At 72.2% G+C, this 16,585-nt stretch carries 18 protein-coding genes; 6 read left to right on the plus strand and 12 right to left on the minus strand.

What is annotated here, in order from left to right; genetic code table 11:
* Positions 1-26: 26 nt before the first annotated feature.
* The 4 genes from ABD327_RS09015 to ABD327_RS09030 form a co-directional block, all read right to left on the minus strand.
* A complete protein-coding gene (locus tag ABD327_RS09015) occupies positions 27-1,073 on the minus strand; it encodes an AI-2E family transporter (protein WP_344449775.1) in 1,047 nt (348 codons plus the stop codon).
* Positions 1,074-1,293: 220 nt separating this feature from the next.
* Positions 1,294-1,506: a helix-turn-helix domain-containing protein gene (locus ABD327_RS09020; RefSeq protein WP_344449776.1), complete on the minus strand. Its 213-nt coding sequence runs from the start codon at positions 1,504-1,506 to the stop codon at positions 1,294-1,296.
* A gap of 98 nt (positions 1,507-1,604) precedes the next feature.
* Positions 1,605-1,760 carry a hypothetical protein gene (locus tag ABD327_RS09025; protein WP_344449777.1) on the minus strand — a complete coding sequence of 52 codons (156 nt, stop codon included), beginning with the start codon at positions 1,758-1,760 and terminating at the stop codon, positions 1,605-1,607.
* Between the two features lie 45 nt (positions 1,761-1,805).
* On the minus strand, positions 1,806-2,474 hold the full coding sequence (locus ABD327_RS09030) for a Uma2 family endonuclease (RefSeq protein WP_344449778.1): 669 nt from the start codon (positions 2,472-2,474) through the stop codon (positions 1,806-1,808).
* A 148-nt stretch (positions 2,475-2,622) separates the two neighbouring features.
* Here ABD327_RS09030 and ABD327_RS09035 point away from each other — a divergent pair, with 148 nt between their 5' ends.
* Positions 2,623-4,062 carry a lysyl oxidase family protein gene (locus ABD327_RS09035; RefSeq protein WP_344449779.1) on the plus strand — a complete coding sequence of 480 codons (1,440 nt, stop codon included), beginning with the start codon at positions 2,623-2,625 and terminating at the stop codon, positions 4,060-4,062.
* Positions 4,063-4,076: 14 nt separating this feature from the next.
* Positions 4,077-4,301 (plus strand): EF-hand domain-containing protein, encoded by a 225-nt coding sequence (locus tag ABD327_RS09040; protein WP_344449780.1) that lies wholly within the window; start codon positions 4,077-4,079, stop codon positions 4,299-4,301.
* Between the two features lie 9 nt (positions 4,302-4,310).
* Here ABD327_RS09040 and rraA read toward each other — a convergent pair whose 3' ends face one another.
* The 5 genes from rraA to mshB form a co-directional block, all read right to left on the minus strand.
* Positions 4,311-4,811, minus strand: coding sequence for a ribonuclease E activity regulator RraA (gene rraA / locus ABD327_RS09045; protein WP_344449781.1), 501 nt, complete (start codon positions 4,809-4,811; stop codon positions 4,311-4,313).
* A 10-nt stretch (positions 4,812-4,821) separates the two neighbouring features.
* Positions 4,822-6,033, minus strand: a complete 1,212-nt coding sequence (gene rocD, locus ABD327_RS09050; RefSeq protein WP_344449782.1) for an ornithine--oxo-acid transaminase — start codon at positions 6,031-6,033, stop codon at positions 4,822-4,824.
* A gap of 69 nt (positions 6,034-6,102) precedes the next feature.
* Entirely contained in the window at positions 6,103-6,600 is a 498-nt protein-coding gene (locus tag ABD327_RS09055) for a flavin reductase family protein (protein ID WP_344449783.1), read from the minus strand.
* A complete protein-coding gene (locus tag ABD327_RS09060) occupies positions 6,575-6,967 on the minus strand; it encodes a DUF6113 family protein (RefSeq protein WP_344449784.1) in 393 nt (130 codons plus the stop codon). The genes ABD327_RS09055 and ABD327_RS09060 overlap by 26 nt, the downstream gene beginning before the upstream one ends.
* Before the next feature lie 6 nt (positions 6,968-6,973).
* The gene (mshB, locus tag ABD327_RS09065) at positions 6,974-7,825 is read right to left on the minus strand and encodes an N-acetyl-1-D-myo-inositol-2-amino-2-deoxy-alpha-D-glucopyranoside deacetylase (protein WP_344449785.1); all 852 of its coding nucleotides are present in this window, start codon (positions 7,823-7,825) and stop codon (positions 6,974-6,976) included.
* Between the two features lie 150 nt (positions 7,826-7,975).
* On the opposite strand from mshB, the gene ABD327_RS09070 reads away from it, so the two are divergent.
* Positions 7,976-9,673: an ABC transporter transmembrane domain-containing protein gene (locus ABD327_RS09070; protein WP_344449786.1), complete on the plus strand. Its 1,698-nt coding sequence runs from the start codon at positions 7,976-7,978 to the stop codon at positions 9,671-9,673.
* A gap of 2 nt (positions 9,674-9,675) precedes the next feature.
* Positions 9,676-11,370, plus strand: coding sequence for an ABC transporter ATP-binding protein (locus ABD327_RS09075; RefSeq protein WP_344449787.1), 1,695 nt, complete (start codon positions 9,676-9,678; stop codon positions 11,368-11,370).
* A 57-nt stretch (positions 11,371-11,427) separates the two neighbouring features.
* Here ABD327_RS09075 and ABD327_RS09080 read toward each other — a convergent pair whose 3' ends face one another.
* Positions 11,428-12,405 carry a LysR family transcriptional regulator gene (locus tag ABD327_RS09080; RefSeq protein ID WP_344449788.1) on the minus strand — a complete coding sequence of 326 codons (978 nt, stop codon included), beginning with the start codon at positions 12,403-12,405 and terminating at the stop codon, positions 11,428-11,430.
* 94 nt (positions 12,406-12,499) lie between these two features.
* On the opposite strand from ABD327_RS09080, the gene ABD327_RS09085 reads away from it, so the two are divergent.
* Positions 12,500-12,916 carry a Rieske (2Fe-2S) protein gene (locus tag ABD327_RS09085; protein WP_344449789.1) on the plus strand — a complete coding sequence of 139 codons (417 nt, stop codon included), beginning with the start codon at positions 12,500-12,502 and terminating at the stop codon, positions 12,914-12,916.
* Between the two features lie 61 nt (positions 12,917-12,977).
* On the opposite strand, the gene ABD327_RS09090 is transcribed toward ABD327_RS09085, so the two are convergent.
* Entirely contained in the window at positions 12,978-13,568 is a 591-nt protein-coding gene (locus ABD327_RS09090; RefSeq protein ID WP_344449790.1) for a DUF6529 family protein, read from the minus strand.
* On the minus strand, positions 13,568-14,224 hold the full coding sequence (locus tag ABD327_RS09095; RefSeq protein WP_344449791.1) for a hypothetical protein: 657 nt from the start codon (positions 14,222-14,224) through the stop codon (positions 13,568-13,570). The genes ABD327_RS09090 and ABD327_RS09095 overlap by 1 nt, the downstream gene beginning before the upstream one ends.
* Positions 14,225-14,413: 189 nt before the next feature.
* Between ABD327_RS09095 and ABD327_RS09100 the strand changes: the two genes are divergently transcribed.
* Positions 14,414-16,486: a S9 family peptidase gene (locus ABD327_RS09100; protein ID WP_344449793.1), complete on the plus strand. Its 2,073-nt coding sequence runs from the start codon at positions 14,414-14,416 to the stop codon at positions 16,484-16,486.
* Positions 16,487-16,585: the final 99 nt, after the last annotated feature.

Raw genomic sequence — 16,585 nt, forward strand, 5'->3', positions numbered from 1 at the left:
CCCACGTGGCGTGGAGGGAACGGGCTTCACTCCGGGCGGGGGGACGCGCCTGTGAGGAGGCGGCCGGCCCAGGCTTTCTCCGGGTCTATGTCGAGGAGGAGGGCTCGGACCATGAGGGTGAGGGGGACGGCGAGGATGGCGCCCAGGGGGCCCAGGACCGAGGTCCAGACGATGAGGGACAGCATCGTCAGGGTGACGGAGAGGCCTACGGCGCCGCCCAGGAACTTGGGGAGCAGGAGGGACTGGGTGACGAAGTTGATGACCAGGTAGGCGGCCACGACGGCCAGGGCCTTGGCGGGGCCCGCGATGAGGAGGGTCAGGAGGGCGGGCGGGATCAGGGCGAGGAGGAAGCCGATGGTGGGGATGTAGTTGGCGATGAAGGCCAGGAGGCCCCAGAGAAGGGGCAGGGGGACGTCCAGGAGGGTGAGGGCGATGACGTCCAGGGTGGCCATGAGGAAGCCGAAGATGGTGCTGACCTTCAGGTAGCTGTAGGTGTCGCGGACGATGCTGCGCAGAGCCCGGACCAGGTCCGGCTTGTCAGATTCCAGGACGGCCAGCTGGTGGCCCAGGGCCGTGGCGTCCAGGCACATCGCGAACAGGAGCGTCACGAGGAGCACTCCCGTGGAGGAGAGGCTCATGACGCCGTTGAGGAAGGTCTGCAGGACCGGGACGAGGTTGGCGGGATTGAGGTCCTTGACCTGGCGGCTCAGGTAACTGGTGTCCACGCCGACGCGGGCCAGGAGGGCCGTCAGGTTCTCGCCGATGTTCACGACCTCGGCGGAGTACTGCGGCAGCAGGGAGATCAGCTGGCTGACGGAGACGGCCACGGCCAGGCCCATCGCCGCCAGGAAGACCAGGACCGTCAGGAGCGGCACCAGGAAGCGCACCCATTCGGGTGCACCCATCCGGGCCAGACGTGCCCGGATGGGGTGCACCGCGATGGTCAGCATCAGGGCCAGGACGGCCGGAGCCGCCCATCCCGACGCCGTGCGCAGGAAAGTGAGCACCACGGCCGCTGAGGCGAGCCCCAGCAGCACCAGGAGCCCCGGCGCGAGCCGTACGGGACGATCCATACCGACGAGGTTCGCTTTCCGTGACGGCGTTGTCAACGGAGCGTGCCGGACACCGGGGGCTTCTTTGGGCGGACGTTGCCGGGACGGGCGGCGCGGGCCCGGACGGGCCCCGCGGAAAAGGCCGTGGGCCGCTCGGGATGAGCGGCCCACGGTCTTCTTGCGGATGTGGCACGGGAACCGCCCCCAGTTCACCGTGCCGGTCGAGCGCGCCCGGGACGGGTCAGCTCTTCTTGGAGCGGTTGTTGCCGCCCCGGCCGCGGAGTTCGACTCCGGCCTCGCCCAGCAGCTTGTGGACGAAGCCGTACGAACGGCCGAGTTCTGCGGCGAGTGCCCGGATGCTGCGGCCCGCCGCGTACTGCTCTGCGGCGATCCTCGACAGCTCTGCCCGCTGGTCTCCGGACACTCTGCGCCCTCTGTTGGCTTCCTCCGTCATCGTTCCACCCTTTCTCCTTCTTCTCCGGTGATCGCACGATAACCGGCGGTTGATCACGTCCAGGCCACAAGATCGATGCAGTTCCCACACCAGCTGGATCACGGCTGGAGTACGGGGGCCGTGGGGGGCTGGAAAGGGCTGGGGGTCTCGGGTACCGCGGTGTACGGGACGGGGGCGGGTTCTGCCGGGTCGGCGTCGCAGCCGGCGGCCAGCACCAGCGGCAGAGCGGAACAGAAGACGATGAGTCGCATCATGAGCGCATTGTGCGACCATCCGGGTACTCTTCGCAGCCTTACCGATCAGTCGGGTATGGCGGTCTGGAGGAGGGGTCCGTCGGGCAGCTGGAGGGGCTTGCCCAGGGGGACGGTGACGTCCTGCTGGTAGTCGCCGTCGCAGGGGATGTCGAACAGGGTCACCTGCTCCAGGGCCAGGTCGAACAGCAGGTAGCAGGACACGCCGGCCAGCGCGTAGAAGACGCGCTTGAGGCCCCTGTCGTCGGAGGGGTCGGGGGCGGCGGCGACCTCCACGGCCAGGGCCAGGTCCGAGCCGAGCAGGACCTCCCCGGGCCAGGACGAGCCCGCGCGGACGAACACCAGGTCGGAGCGCACGTAGGCGGGGCCGTGCGGCATCAGGACGGTCGGGGCGCGACGCGCCGCCCACCCGCGGGACTCCGCGAAGGGGGCGAGTTGTTCCGCCAGGCGCTCCACCACCGCGTCGTGTTCGGAAGATGGCTCTCCCGCGATGACGATCCGTTCGTCGTAGAGCTCAACGCGGACCTCGTCGGGGAGCTCCCAGGCCAGCCGGGCGGCGAGGGCCCGGGCGTCCCGTCCGCCGTCGATGCGCACGCGCCCTTCGGCCAGGGTCACCGAGCGGCCCCTGGGCAGGGCCAGCGAACGGTGCAGGCCCTGCGCAGTGACCGGCGAGGCGAGGGGCTGCCGCAGCAGCTTCCGTCTCCTCAAGAAAAGCATGACCGCAACTTTAAGCCATGAACACGTCACCCAACGTCAACAATCCTCGAACAGCCGCGAGGGCAAGGTGTTCTTACGAATTCACCGCACATGAAGTGATCGACCGGATACTCTCGGTTATCCCCCGTTCTGATCACTCGGAGTAGCCATGTTCCGTGTTCTTTGTGCTGGATTCTCCTGCCTGGCCGTAGCCACCTCCCTGCCCGCCGCCCCCGCCTCCGCGGCCGAACCCTCCCTCCGGCTGATCACCGCCGCGAAGAGCGTGGTCATCGACCGTTATCCCGGCCATTCCGATGCTCCCGGGGTGGTGCTCGACCTCGGCGTGTACCTCGCCGCCGACGAGCGGTTCGAACTGCGCGTGAAGCGCACTTCCTACAAGCGCCGCCCCGAGGTCTTCCGGAGGGTCGGCAGCCGGGACGTGAAGCTGCCCGGCGGGCTGGTGAAGGACTTCTCCGGCCTGCCCGGCTTCCTCGAGGTCAAGGTGAAGAACACGCGCGGCAGGACGGTGAAGCGGCTGGCCCAGAAGTTCTGTCCGGCAGGTGTCGCCAACCGGGTCCGGCAGGACGCCGAGCCGCTCGGCCTCTATCCCGAGTCGTGTCCGACCCATCCGTTCACGCTCGGCACGGTGTGGGGCGTCCAGCCCGGGTGGGCACTGGCCGTCGCCCCGGCCGACCGTCCCGTCGACCTCAAGCCCGGCAAGTACAGCGTCGAAGTGGCCGTCGCGCGGAAGTACCGGCGGCTGTTCGGCATCTCGGGGAGGGCCCGGACGGTCCGGCTGACCGTCCGCGACGCCAGGGCGCACTCGGAAGGCCGCGTCTCGCTGTCCGCCCGGGACCGGAAGACGAAGCCCGGCAGCCGCCCGTCCGGTCGCTCTACGGTCCCGGACGGTCCGAAGCCGAACCTGCGGGCGCTGCCGGCCTGGGACGTCGCGGTCTCGCACGTCGACGACGCCGGGCGGGTCGTCAGGAAGCGCGACTACCTGCGGTTCGCCGCCACGGTGTGGAACGCGGGCCCGTCACGGCTCGTCGTCGACGGCTTCCGCCGCGAGGGCGGGGACGTCATGGACGCCTACCAGTACTTCTACGGCGCGGACGGCGCCCAGACGGGCTTCACGAAGACGGGCGGGTTCGAATGGGACCCGAAGACGGGCCACGAGCACTGGCACTTCAAGGACTTCGCCGCCTACCGCTTGCTGTCCGCGGACAAGAAGCGCGTCGTGCGGGGCCAGAAGGAGGCCTTCTGCCTGGCCAACACCGACCAGGTGGACCTGACGGTCGAAGGCGCGAACTGGCGGCCGGAGAACACCGACCTGTCCAGTTCGTGTGGTGAGAACACCTCGGTGTCGGTGCGCCAGGTCCTGGAGGCCGGGTCGGGCGACACCTACGGGAGTTCGCTGCCCGGCCAGTCCTTCGACATCACGCGCGTCCCGAACGGCGTCTACCACCTGGAGGTCGCCGCGAATCCGGCCCGCCGCCTGGTGGAGACGAGCCTGGCCGACAACACGTCCTCGCGGAGGGTCGTGCTGGGCGGCGTGCGCGGCGCGCGGACCGTCAAAGTGGCCAAAGTCGGATTGATCAAGGGGCACTGAGATACGGTGCACGCGTGACGAATGAGTACAAGGCGACTTTTGATCTGATCGATGCCGACGGCGACGGCTACATCGACACCGACGAGCTGCGCAACCTGATGCGCGCGCTCGGCCAGGAGGCCAGCACCGCGCGGGTGGTCGAGATCATGCTGACCGCCGACCTCAGCCTCGACGGCAAGCTGACCCTGGAGGAGTTCTCCACCCTGATGAGCCGGATCCAGCCCGGCGCGAGCAGGTAGCGCGGCCGGTCAGGCCTCGTCGACCGGCCCGGCCAGCACGTCACGGGCGGCGACGACGATGCCGTCGTAGTCGCTGTAGAGCCAGTCGCCGGGCTTGAACTCCACGCCGCCGAACGTGACGGGCACGTCCGTCTCGCCGGCGGCGTCCTTGGCGCTCTTGCGCGGGTTGGAGCCGAGCGCCTTGATGCCGATCGGCAGCGTGGCGAGGGTGACGGTGTCGCGGACGGCTCCGTGGACGACGATCCCGCCCCAGCCGTTGTCGACGGCCGCCTTGGCGATGAGGTCGCCGCACAGCGCGGAGGCCAGGGAGCCGCCGCCGTCGACGACGAGGACCCGACCCCGGCCCGGGCCGTTCAGCGTGCGCTTCACGAGGCCGTTGTCGCGGAAGCAGCGGATCGTGGTGATGGGACCGCCGAAGACGGGGTTGCCGCCGTACTGGCGGAACTGGGTCTCACAGCTGAGCAGTTCGGCGTCGAAGTCGTCGATGAGGTCTGCCGTCGCGAAGGTCATGACCGAAATCCTACCGACCGGTAGCTCCCTGGCTCACGGCCAGTGCGGCCTCCAGCCGCTCCAGCGCCCAGTCCAGCTCCTCCCTGGTGATCACCAGGGGTGGCGCCAGCCGCAGGACCGTCTCGTGGGTCTCCTTGGCCAGCACGCCCAGCTCCATCAGCCGCTCGGACACCGGCCTGGCCGCGCGCCCCAGGCTCAGCCCGGCCCACAGGCCCCGGCCCGACACGCCCTCCACCCCCGGCAGCGAGCCCAGCCGCTCGTGCAGATAGGCGCCGAGCTCGGCCGAGTGCCGCTGGTAGGCGCCCTCCCTGAGCATCGCGACGACCTCCCGGCCGATCGCGCACGCCAGCGGGTTGCCGCCGAACGTGGAGCCGTGCTGGCCCGGCTCGAACACCCCCAGCACGTCCCGGTCCGCGACCACCGCCGACACCGGCATGATCCCGCCGCCCAGCGCCTTGCCGAGGATGTAGACGTCGGGGACGACGTCCTCGTGGTCGGCCGCGAACGTCCGCCCCGTCCGGCCGAGGCCCGCCTGGACCTCGTCGTCGATCATCAGGACCCCGGTCTCGGTGCACAGTTCGCGGACCGCCCGCAGGAACCCCGACGGCGGCACGTTCACCCCCGCCTCGCCCTGGATCGGCTCGATCAGGACGGCCACCGTCGCGCCGTCGACCGCCGCCCGCAGCGCCTCGAGGTCCCCGTACGGCACGAGCCGGAAACCCGGCGTGTAGGGGCCGTAGGAGTCGTGCGCGTCCGGGTCGTCGGAGAAGGAGATGATCGTTGTGGTCCGCCCGTGGAAATTGCCGCGGAAAGCGATGACGTTGGCTTTTCCCGGGGGCACGCCCTTGACCTCGTAACCCCATTTCCGCGCGGTCTTCAGCGCCGTCTCGACGCCTTCCGCGCCGGAGTTCATGGGCAGCACCATGTCCTTGCCGCACAGTGCGGCCAGGTCCCGTACGAACGGGCCGAACTGGTCGTGCTCGAAGGCCCTGCTGACCAGCGTGACCCGGTCGAGCTGCTCCTTCGCCCTGGCGGTCAGCCTCGGATTGGCATGCCCGAAATTGACCGCCGAGTAGGCGGCGAGCATGTCCAGATAACGCCTGCCCTCCACGTCGGTCAGCCAGACGCCCTCCGCCCGGGAGATCACCACGGGAAGCGGATGGTAGGTGTGCGCCGAATGCGCGTCGGACAGCTCCAGCAGCCGGGCGGAAGTGGTCGTCATGAATTCAGGCTAAATCTGCCCGCCGTCCCGGGAAACAGGCGCGGGATCCATGGTTCTTTTTTTACCCGGTCACTCGCTCCGGAGCGTGCGGTAGGCGCCCTGGTAGTACAGCAGCGGGTCGGCCTCCGACGGGGAGCCGGCGGACAGCACCTCGCCGATCACCACGGTGTGGTCGCCCGCGTCGTGGACGGAGTGGGTGCGGCATTCCAGCGCGCCGATGGCCTCGGCCAGGACGGGAACACCGGTGACCTCGCCGCGGTGGGTCGCCCAGCCCTCCAGCTGGTCCTCCCAGCGGCGGCCCCGGGTGGCGAACCAGGACGAGGCGGCCTCGGAGCCCTCCCCCAGGATGGACACCGCCCAGGTCCCGGCGTCCAGCACGACCTTGTGGAAACGGGCCTTCTTCTCCACGCAGAAGAGGACGAGCAGGGGGTCGAGCGAGACGGAGGTGAAGGCGTTCATCGTCATCGCGTGGTCGACCCCGTCCGCGACGGCCGTCACCACCGTGATGCCGGTGGCGAAGCGCCCGACCACGCGGCGGAACTCAGCGGGATCGGGCGGGGACGTCATGCGGCAGTCCAGTCAGCCAGGAGCGGGCGGCGGGGGTGAGGGCGACGGCGGCCAGCGCGGCGAAGGCCCCGCCGAGCAGGAAGACCATCCCGAGGGCGCCGCCGGTGATGATCACGTCACCCTCGGCGCGGGCCGTCGAGAGCAGCCCGGCGGTGGTGAGCCAGGTCGCGGCGGGGATCAACGCGCCGGTGCGCCCGCCGGCCGCCCAGCCCGCGGCGCGGAAGGCCACCAGGTTGAGCGCGCACAGCCCCAGGGCGGCCAGAGGCGAGCGCCCGTAGCTGAAGGAGCCGACCAGGGCGAGGAACACGCCCCCCAGCGCGAGAAGTCCGTAGAGTGCGCCCGTGAGGACACTGTCCGACCTGTTCACGAAAAATCAGGTTAGCCCGCCGAACAGGTCGTTCTCACGCCCGTCCGCTCCCCGAGGCCCCTCGGGCCCCGCCAGCCTGGTGTAGTACTCCACCCCGAAGGCCTGCTGGCCGACCTTGTTGGACAGCGCGAAATAGGCGCCCTCGACGGTGATCTGGCTGCGGTGGGCGGCCAGGGCCGCGAGCTTCTGCGGCAGGTAGGGACGGCAGTCGATGGCCGTCGTCACCTGGTCGTCGGGAACGCCGTAGGGCAGCTCGTCCACGCTGCCGGGGCTGCGGAAGGGGCTGCTGGCCTTCAGCACCGCCACCGAGCGGGCCAGCACCGAGCGCGGCATGGCGATGGCGTAGAACTTGTCGACCTGCCAGTCGGTGCCCTGGGAGTTCTCGAACGCCCGCCACGAGATCTTGTGCGCCTGGATGTGGTCCGGGTGGCCGTAGTAGCCGTTGTCGTCGTAGGTGACGATCACCTGCGGCCTGACCTCGCGGACGATCTCCTCGAGCTGGGCCGCCGCCTCGTCCGGGTCGGCCTGCCAGAACGCGCCGGGCCGCTCGTTGGAGGCCACGCCCGCCATGCCCGAGTCCCGCCAGCGGCCCGCGCCGCCCAGGAGCCGGTGGTCGGCGACGCCCAGGGCCTTGCAGGCGTCGGCCAGCTCGGAGATCCGGTGCTCGCCCAGCCTGTCCTGCTGGTCGGAGGCGAGTTCGGCGTACTCCGGCGGGATGATCTCGCCCTCCTCCCCCAGCGTGCAGGTGACGAGGGTGACATGGGCGCCTTCCGCCGCGTACCGGGCCATGGTCGCGCCCGTATTGATCGATTCGTCGTCGGGATGGGCGTGCATGAACAGGATGCGGCGATCGCTCATGTGCAGCAGCCTAATCAGCGGTGCGGACCACTCCGGATACCAGGGTCCCCCGGCTCCACACCCGATAACGGCCCTACCGGCACTGACCGGGAGGAGAGCCGGAAAAAAAATGGTTGGCATCGTCAACACTTTGTTACTTACCGTCAGAGGATGCGCTCTCTGCCGCTCTCCGACCCGGGGACGCCCGACCATCGCGGACCTTGGCGGTTCCTCGGGTGGCTGGCACGCGCGCAGGCGCGGACACTCCTCCCCGCCATCGGCCTGAGCGCCGTCTTCATGGCCGTCCAGGCGCTCATGCCGGCCGCGATCGGCCGCGCCGTCGACCGGGGCCTGGTCGGACGGGACGAGTCGGAATTGCTGCGCTGGTCCCTGATCCTGCTGCTGCTCGGCCTCGTCCAGGCCGCCGTGGGGACGCCCCTGCACCGGCTGGCGGTCTTCGTCTGGCTGGACACCGCCTACCGCACCGTCCAGTTCGTCACCCGGCAGGCCACCCGGCTGGGCGCGACCCTGCCCAGGCGGATGAGCACCGGGGAGGTCGTCGCGGTCGGCGTCTCGGACGTCTCGAAGCTGTCCTCCGCGGTGGAGATCCTCACCCGCGGCTCCGGCGCGGTGATCGCGATCGCGACGGTGACGGTCGTCCTGCTGGCCTCCACGCCGCGCCTGGGCCTGGTGGTCCTGCTCGGCGTCCCGCTGATCATGGCGGTCAGCGCCCCCCTGATGCGCCCGGTGCACCGGCGGCGGACCCTGCAGCGCGAGCTGGAGGGGGAGGTGACCGGCCAGGCCGCCGACCTCGTCGCCGGGCTGCGGGTGCTGCGCGGGCTGGGCGGCGAGGAGCCGTTCGGCCGGGGCTTCCGCGCCCGGTCCCAGCGGCTCAGGGGGGCCGGGGCGCACACGGCCGGCGCCGAGGCCACCCTCAAGGGCGCGGGCGTGCTGCTGCCCGGACTGCTGGTCCTGGCCGTCACCTGGCTGGGCGCCCACCAGCTGGCCGCGGGGACGATCAGCGCCGGAGAGCTCGTCGCCGCCTACGGCTACACCGCGTTCCTGGTGAACCCGCTGTGGACGCTCGCCGACGCCGCCGAGTCCTTCATCAAGGCCCATGTGGCGGCGGCCCGCGTCGTCCGCCTCCTGGCGCTGGAACCCGAGCACCCCGGTGACGGGACGCGCGAACCCGACGGGCCCGAAGCCGCCGTGCTGGTCGATCCGGGCTCCGGACTGCGGGCCGAGCCGGGTCTGCTCACCGCGGTCGTCGCGGGCGAGCGGGCAGGGGAGCTGGCCGACCGGCTCGGCGGGTACACCGGCGAGGGAGTCCGCTACGGCGGGGTCCCGCTCGCCGAACTGGCGGGGCTGCGCCGCCGGATCCTCGTCAGCGGGAACGAGGACCGGCTGTTCACCGGCGCCCTGGCCGCCGAACTGTCCCCGGACGGCGACGAGCGCGCCCTGCGCCGGGCGATCCGGACGGCCTGCGCCGAGGACGTCGTCGAGACGACGGGGCTGGACGGCCTCGTGGCCGAGGGCGGCCGGGAGTTCTCGGGCGGACAGCAGCAGCGGCTCAAACTCGCGCGGGCCCTGGCCGCCGACCCGGAGGTGCTCATCCTGGTCGAGCCGACCAGCGCCGTCGACGCGCACACCGAGGCGCGCGTCGCCGAGCGGCTCGCCGGGCACCGGGCGGGACGCACCACCGTCGTGTTCACCTCCAGCCCCCTCGTCCTGGACCGGGCCGACCGGGTCGTCTGGGTCTCCGGCGGCGAGGTCGCCGCCGAAGGCGCGCACCGCGAGCTGCTCGACCGGGCCCCCGACTACCGGGCCGCCGTCACCAGGCAGACCGCCGGCGCCGGAACCAAGGAGTGATCATGCGACTGCCGGTGGCCTCCGCCGCGGAGGTACGGGCCTACACCGGGCTGCTGGTGCGGCGGCACCCCCGCCCCCTGGGCCTCGCGCTGGCCCTGCACGCGCTGGCCACCGCCAGCGGCCTGACCACGCCCTGGCTGCTGAGCCGGCTGCTGGAGAACCCCGACGCCCGGCGGATCGACCTGATCGCGGTCGGCATCGCCGTGTTCGTGGTCCTGCAGGCGGTGCTGACCCGGCAGGCGTTCGCCGCCTCCTCGCGGCTCGGCGAACGGGTCCTGGCCGAACTGCGCGAGGAGTTCGTCGAACGGGTGCTCCGGCTCCCGCTGGCGACCGTGGAACGCGCCGGGACGGGCGACCTGCTCTCCCGCACCACCCGGGACATCGACACCCTCAACCGGTCGGTGCGCCACGGCCTGCTCCAGGTGGTGATCGCCCTGGTCACCTGCCTGTGCACCCTGGGCGCGCTGGTGCTGACGGGCCCCCTGCTGGTGCTGCCCGTCCTGCTGGTCGTGCCGGTGCTGTGGATCAGCACCCGCTGGTACCTGAGCCGCGCCCGCGACGCCTACCTGCGTGAGAACGCCGCCTGGGCGGAGGTCATCGACGGGCTCGCCGAGACGGTGAACGGCGCCCGGACGGTGGTGGCGCTGGGCAGGGAGCGGTCGCGCAGGGATCAGGCCGACGCGCAGATGGCGCTCAGCTACGCGGCCGAACGCCGGTCCCTGCGGTTGCGCACCGTCTGGTACCCCGTCCTGGAGCTGTCCTATGTCTTCCCCGTCACGCTGACCCTGCTGTTCGGCGGCTGGCTGTACCTGAACGGGCACGCCTCCCTGGCCCAGGTGACGGCGGCGACGCTGTACGTCCAGCAGCTCGCCCATCCGCTGAACCTGCTGCTGGCCGAGCTCGACGAACTCCAGCTGGGCGGGTCCTCGCTCGCCCGGCTGCTGGGCGTCGCCGGCCTCGCCGAGGACCGCAAGAACCGCGAGGCCCCCGACGGGGTGGAGCTGTCGGCGCAGGACGTCCGGTACGCCTACGGGACCCGCGACGTGCTGCACGGGGTCGACCTGGACCTCAAGCCCGGCGAGCGGCTGGCGGTCGTCGGGCCGTCCGGGGCGGGCAAGTCCACCCTCGGGCGGCTGCTCGCCGGGATCGACGCGCCCCGCACCGGCTCGGTGACGCTGGACTCGGTGCCGCTGAGCGAGCTGCCGCTGGAGGAGCTGCGCCACCGGATCACCCTGGTCAGCCAGGAGCACCACGTCTTCCGCGGCACCCTGCGCGAGAACCTCACCCTGGTGCGCCCCGCCTCCGACGAGGAGCTGACCGGCGCGCTGGAGGCCGTCGGCTGGTCGGGGCCCGGCCTGGACACGGTCGTCGGCTCCGGCGGCGCCGAGCTGTCCTCCGCCCTGGCCCAGCAGCTCGCGCTGGCCCGGCTGGTCCTCGCCGACCCGCACACCCTGGTCCTGGACGAGGCGACCTCGCTGCTGAACCCGCAGGCGGCGCGCGAGCTCGAACGGTCCCTCGGCGCGGTGCTGGAGGGCCGGACGGTCGTCGCGATCGCGCACCGGCTGCACACCGCGCACGACGCCGACCGGGTCGCGGTCGTCGAGGACGGCCGGATCACCGAGCTCGGCACGCACGAGGAGCTCCTCGCGCTGTCCGGCTCCTACGCCGCGCTGTGGCGCACCTGGAACGGCACCTGATCAGACGACCGCAGCGAAGCGAGGATCGGCCGATCAGTCCCCGGGGTCCGGGGCAGGTCAGGAGAGGTACTGGACGCCCGCCGGCAGTGTCTCCTCCCGCGCCGCCTCGACCAGGAACTCCTCCAGGATGCCCCGGAAGGCGCGGGCGGCGTGCGTGGGCGCGACGTCCTTGCGGTGCGCGATCGCGATGGTGCGCTGCAGTCCCGGCGGCGGCGGCAGCTCCCGCCGGGTGACCGACGTCGTGCTCGCCAGGTTGTCCGCCCCGGTGAGCGGGACGCCGCGCAGGCGGGGCCGTCCGGCCAGCACCATGCTGGGCACCACCGCGATGCCCAGCCCCACCTCGACGAAGCGCAGCACCGCGTCCATCTCGCCGCCCTCGACCGCGAAACGCGGCTCGAAACCGGCCTGGCGGCAGGCGGCGATGGTGGAGTCGCGCAGGTCGTACCCGGAGCGGAACATCACCAGGTCGCGGTCGCGCAGGTCGGAGATGGACATCGGGGAGCGCCGGGAACGCTGGTCGGCCGGCATCGCCACGACCAGGTGCTCGCGCAGGATCGGGGTGGTCACCAGCGGGGTGTCCTCGGCCAGCGGCAGGATGACCAGCGCCAGGTCCAGCGAGCCTCGGGTCAGCTCGCGCACCAGGTCGCGGGAGCCGCCCTCCTCCACGGTGAGGCTGATGCCCGGATAGACGTCGTGGAAGCGGCGCAGCACGTCCGCGAGCAGGCCCGCGCACAGCGACGGGGTGGCGCCCAGCCGGACCCGGCCGCGCACCAGGCCGGCCAGTTCCCGCACCTCCAGCCGCGCGGTGTCGACGTCGGCGAGGATGCGCTTGGCCAGCGGGAGCAGGATCTCCCCGGCCGGGGTCAGGGTGATGTTGCCGCGCGCCCGGCTGAACAGCGGCGCGCCCAGCTCGCCCTCCAGCGTCCGGATCTGTTTGGACAGCGAGGGCTGCGCGATGCCGAGCGACTCGGCCGCCTGCGTGAAGTGGCGGATCTCCGCCACCGCGACGAAGTAGGCCAGTTGCTGGAGCTGCACACCCGCCATTGTTGCTTACCCGTCCGCCATAGGACGGAACCGATTCCCTCCCATAGAGAGACATGAGGGGGTTGGAGGTGTCACGATTCGGATCATGAGCGACCCGATCACGGAGCACACGAGTTCACGGCGCGCGGTCCTGGCCACCGGCGCCGCGGGTCTGGCGTTCGCCGCCACCGGCTGCGGCGTCTACGGCAAGGTGGAGCCCGAGGAGGTCGCCGACAAGGCGATCGGCAAGGCCGCCGACGTCCCTGTCGGCGGTTCCAAGGTCTTCCCCGACGCCAAGGTCATCGTCAGCCAACCGACGGCGGGCCAGTACGTCGCCTTCTCGGCCGTCTGCACCCATCAGGGGTGCACCGTCAACAAGATCGAAGGCGCCGAGGCCGCTTGCCCGTGCCACGGCAGCAGGTTCAAGGTGGCCGACGGAACGGTCGCCCGCGGGCCCGCGTCCGAGCCCCTGCCCCCCGCCACCGTCGAGCTGCGCGGCGACGACCTGTTCCTCGTCGGGTAGCCCCCGAGGCGCCGGGACCCCGGGCCTCACGGGCCGGGGGTCCCTCAGATCCCGAGGCGCCTCAGGGGGTGAGGCCGCTGGTGGAGAAGAACCAGACGGACGACAGCAGCCACACCCCCACCAGCAGGGTGAAGGCCAGCCCGCCCAGGACGGGCAGCGCCCAGCCGGGCAGCCGGTCGATTCGCAGGCCGAGCATCTTGACGGTGAAGACCCCGAAGAACAGGCAGCCCAGCAGCGAGTGCAGCAGGACCCGGGTGTCTCCCGACTGGAAGCCCAGGGCGTACAAGCAGTGGACGGCCACCGGGATCGCGATCAGGAAGGCGGCCCGCCCCGACCAGCGGTGCACGGCTCCCGTCCACTTGGGCGCCGTGCCGAGCTTGCCGTAGATGGCCAGTGCCGAGAGCAGCTGGACGCCCGCGAAGACGATCGCCCCCGTCGCGGTCCAGGCCTTCGCGGCCGGCGCGGAGGAGAACCCCGCGAGCAGGACGCCCACTCTCGTCGGTTCGTGGAGGCCGCCGTAGACGCCCAGGGCGACGGCGACCAGGCAGCCCGCCAGCAGGGGGACCAGCAGGAGGGCCGCGGACGGGCCGGGGGCGGGCGGGGCCTGGGCGGCGGACTGCGGGGGCGGGGCGGGCGGGGGTGCGGTGGCCATCATTCCTCCGGATCGGCGGGGGCTGCGGTGATCTGGGCGCCGTCGACCGTGGCGGTCAACGTGGCGGGGTCGAGGACGGGCGCGGGACGGGAGGTGCCGTCGGGAGAGGTCGCCAACCCGACCTGCCCGCCGGCCTGGACGATCCAGCCGATGGCCTCCCGGGTGGGGCCCGTCGCCCGGTACAGGCCGGACGGTTTGCGGGCCTCCTGGAGCGTGTAGGCGTAGGTGCCCCCGGCGACGGTGACCTCGCCGGCGATCCCCCCGGAGGCGGAGCGGCCGGTCAGGGCCGCCCCGTTCTTCCCGACGAGGTTCAGCCCGGTGTCCACCGCGCCCTTGAACCAGGCCTCGAGGCTCTGCCCGTCGCACAGGTAGGCGATGGCCCTGCCTGCCCGGATAGTGATCGCCAGCGGGACCCGCTGTCCCTTGACCTGGGCGTACCCGGCGTAACTGCCGTCGGCGGCGGGGGCCCCGGACGGGGAGGCGCTCGGCTCGGCGGATCCGGCCGTCGGAGGTGGAGCGACCGCCGGGGAGGAGGCCGCGGGCGCGGCGGCCTCGGGCGGCCCGTCGTCCTTGTAGGCGCGGACGTCGAGCCCGTAGACGACGCCGCCCACGATGACTCCCGCGGCCAGGGTGAGCAAGGGGGTGATCTGCTTCATCGGACGGCTCCCGGAGTCGTGTCGCCCTGCCTGAGGTGACTGCTGCCAGTTTGCTCTGATTACGAGAAGAGCGCAGTAGATCTCCAGTGACGATGTGAGATCGGTCACGGCACAGGGGTGGGACCGCGGTGATCCGCAGGAGGGACGGCGGCGTGCCCGGGTGTCGGCGGCTCGTCCTACGCTGGACGCATGACGATGAGCTTTCCCCGGCAGAGCGCCAGGACCCGCCGCTTCACCCTGGGCGCGCCCCGCGGCATCACGATCGCTCCCGACGGTTCGGCCGTGCTCTTCCTGCGCAGCCGGGGCGGCACAGACCCCGTCACCTGCCTGTGGCGGCTCGATCCGGCCACCGGCGAGGAGACCCTCCTGGCCGACCCGGCCCGGCTGAACGTGGACGAGGGCGACCTGCCCGCCGAGGAGCGGGCCCGCCGGGAGCGCGCCAGGGAGGCCGCGGGCGGCATCGTCGCCTACACGACCGACGACGCCGTCCGCAAAGCGGTCTTCGCGCTGGCCGGGCAGCTGTTCCTGGTCGACCTGGCGAGCGGCGCGGTGCGGCAGCTGGACGCCGTGACGCCGGTGTTCGACCCCCGGCTCGACCCGCGCGGCGGCCGGGTCGCCTACGTCGCCGAGCGCTCCCTGCACGTGATCGACCTGGCCACCGGCGCCGACACCGTCGTGGCCAGGCCGGAGAGCCCGCAGATCTCGTGCGGGCTGGCCGAGTTCATCGCCGCCGAGGAGATGGGGCGGATGCGCGGCTACTGGTGGTCGCCCGACGGGCGCAACCTCCTGGTCGCCCGGGTGGACGAGACGCCGGTGCAGCGCTGGCACATCGCCGACCCTGCCAATCCCGAGCGGCCCGCGCAGGAGGTCGCCTACCCGGCGGCCGGCACCGCCAACGCCATCGTCTCCCTGTCCATCGTGACCGCCGAGGGCACCGGCAGGGCGGCCGTCGCCTGGGACCGCGGCATGTACCCCTACCTGGTCTGCGCCTCCTGGAACGAGCGGGGGCCGCTGATCGTCGTGCAGACCCGCGACCAGCGCACCCTGCGCGTCCTGAACGTGGACGACCTCGACGGCGAGACCACCGTCGAGCACGCCGACCACGACTCCATCTGGCTGGAGATCGTCTCCGGGGTCCCGGCCCGCACCTCCTCGGGCGCCCTGGTCTGGACGCTCGACGACGACGGCACCCGGCGGCTGACCGTCGGCGGCGAGCCCGTCACCCCCGAGGGCCTCCAGGTCCGCTCGGTGCTGGGCGTCCAGGGCGCCTCGGTGCTGTTCACCGCCTCGCAGGAGCCGACCGAGGTCCACGTGTGGACCTACTCCCCCGAGGGCGGCGTCACGCGGCTGACGGAGGAGCCCGGCGTGTACTCGGGGGTCCGGGCCGGGGAGGTGACGGTGCTGACGGGCTCGACCCTCGGCTCCACCCGCTCCCGCACCTGGATCCACGGCACCGGCGTGGAGATCTCCAACCTGGCCGAGCAGCCGGTCATCACCCCGGACGTCGCGCTGTTCTCCGCCGGGCAGCGGGAGATCCGCACCGCCGTGCTGCTGCCGTCCGGTTTCGACCCGGCCTCCGGCGAGCGGCTGCCCGTGCTGATGGACCCGTACGGGGGCCCGCACGCCCAGCGCGTCCTGGCGGTGGGCCGCATGTACTGCGAGGCCCAGTGGCTGGCCGACCAGGGCTTCGCCGTCGTCATCGCCGACGGCCGGGGCAGCGCGGGCCGCGGCCCGGTCTGGGAGCGCACCATCGCGGGCGACTTCTGCGACGTCGTCCTGGAGGACCAGATCGCCGCCCTCCAGGCCGCCGCCGAGCGGTACCCGCTGGACCTGGACCGCGTCGCGATCCGAGGCTGGTCCTTCGGCGGCTTCCTGGCGGCCCTGGCCGTCCTGCGCCGCCCCGACGTCTTCCACGCCGCCGTCGCGGGCGCCCCCGTCACCGACTGGCGCCTGTACGACACCCACTACACCGAGCGCTACCTGGGCCACCCCGACGAGGAGCCCGAGGCCTACGTCGCCAACTCCCTCATCGAGGACGCCCCCAAGCTGGAGCGCCCCCTGATGATCATCCACGGCCTCGCCGACGACAACGTCGTGGCCGCCCACACCCTGCGCCTGTCCAGCGCCCTCCTGGCCGCCGGACGCCCGCACACCGTCCTGCCGCTGTCGGGGGTCACCCACATGACCCCTCAGGAGGTCGTCGCCGAGAACCTGCTCCACCTCCAGGTCTCGTTCCTCAAGGACGCCCTGGCCGCCCGCTGACCCCTCCCGCCGGAGCACGCCTCCTCCGCGCCCCCGCGCGCGGAGGAGGCGTGCTCCGGTCGCCCGGGACGCCCCCGGCGGAATTCGTGTGGGCCGATC

This window comes from Actinocorallia aurantiaca (genome assembly GCF_039533685.1).
Lineage (GTDB): Bacteria > Actinomycetota > Actinomycetes > Streptosporangiales > Streptosporangiaceae > Actinocorallia > Actinocorallia aurantiaca.

Coding starts and splice junctions, on each gene's coding strand:
- rraA (WP_344449781.1), bottom strand. CDS start 4,811: ATGACCTTCGCGACGGCAGACCTCATCGACGACTTCGACGCCGAACTG.
- rocD (WP_344449782.1), bottom strand. CDS start 6,033: ATGACGACCACTTCCGCCCGGCTGCTGGAGCTGTCCGACGCGCATTCG.
- ABD327_RS09055 (WP_344449783.1), bottom strand. CDS start 6,600: ATGACGTCCCCGCCCGATCCCGCTGAGTTCCGCCGCGTGGTCGGGCGC.
- ABD327_RS09030 (WP_344449778.1), bottom strand. CDS start 2,474: ATGCTTTTCTTGAGGAGACGGAAGCTGCTGCGGCAGCCCCTCGCCTCG.
- ABD327_RS09025 (WP_344449777.1), bottom strand. CDS start 1,760: ATGATGCGACTCATCGTCTTCTGTTCCGCTCTGCCGCTGGTGCTGGCC.
- ABD327_RS09015 (WP_344449775.1), bottom strand. CDS start 1,073: ATGGATCGTCCCGTACGGCTCGCGCCGGGGCTCCTGGTGCTGCTGGGG.
- ABD327_RS09020 (WP_344449776.1), bottom strand. CDS start 1,506: ATGACGGAGGAAGCCAACAGAGGGCGCAGAGTGTCCGGAGACCAGCGG.
- ABD327_RS09035 (WP_344449779.1), top strand. CDS start 2,623: ATGTTCCGTGTTCTTTGTGCTGGATTCTCCTGCCTGGCCGTAGCCACC.
- ABD327_RS09095 (WP_344449791.1), bottom strand. CDS start 14,224: ATGAAGCAGATCACCCCCTTGCTCACCCTGGCCGCGGGAGTCATCGTG.
- ABD327_RS09090 (WP_344449790.1), bottom strand. CDS start 13,568: ATGGCCACCGCACCCCCGCCCGCCCCGCCCCCGCAGTCCGCCGCCCAG.
- ABD327_RS09075 (WP_344449787.1), top strand. CDS start 9,676: ATGCGACTGCCGGTGGCCTCCGCCGCGGAGGTACGGGCCTACACCGGG.
- ABD327_RS09100 (WP_344449793.1), top strand. CDS start 14,414: ATGACGATGAGCTTTCCCCGGCAGAGCGCCAGGACCCGCCGCTTCACC.
- mshB (WP_344449785.1), bottom strand. CDS start 7,825: ATGAGCGATCGCCGCATCCTGTTCATGCACGCCCATCCCGACGACGAA.
- ABD327_RS09085 (WP_344449789.1), top strand. CDS start 12,500: ATGAGCGACCCGATCACGGAGCACACGAGTTCACGGCGCGCGGTCCTG.
- ABD327_RS09070 (WP_344449786.1), top strand. CDS start 7,976: ATGCGCTCTCTGCCGCTCTCCGACCCGGGGACGCCCGACCATCGCGGA.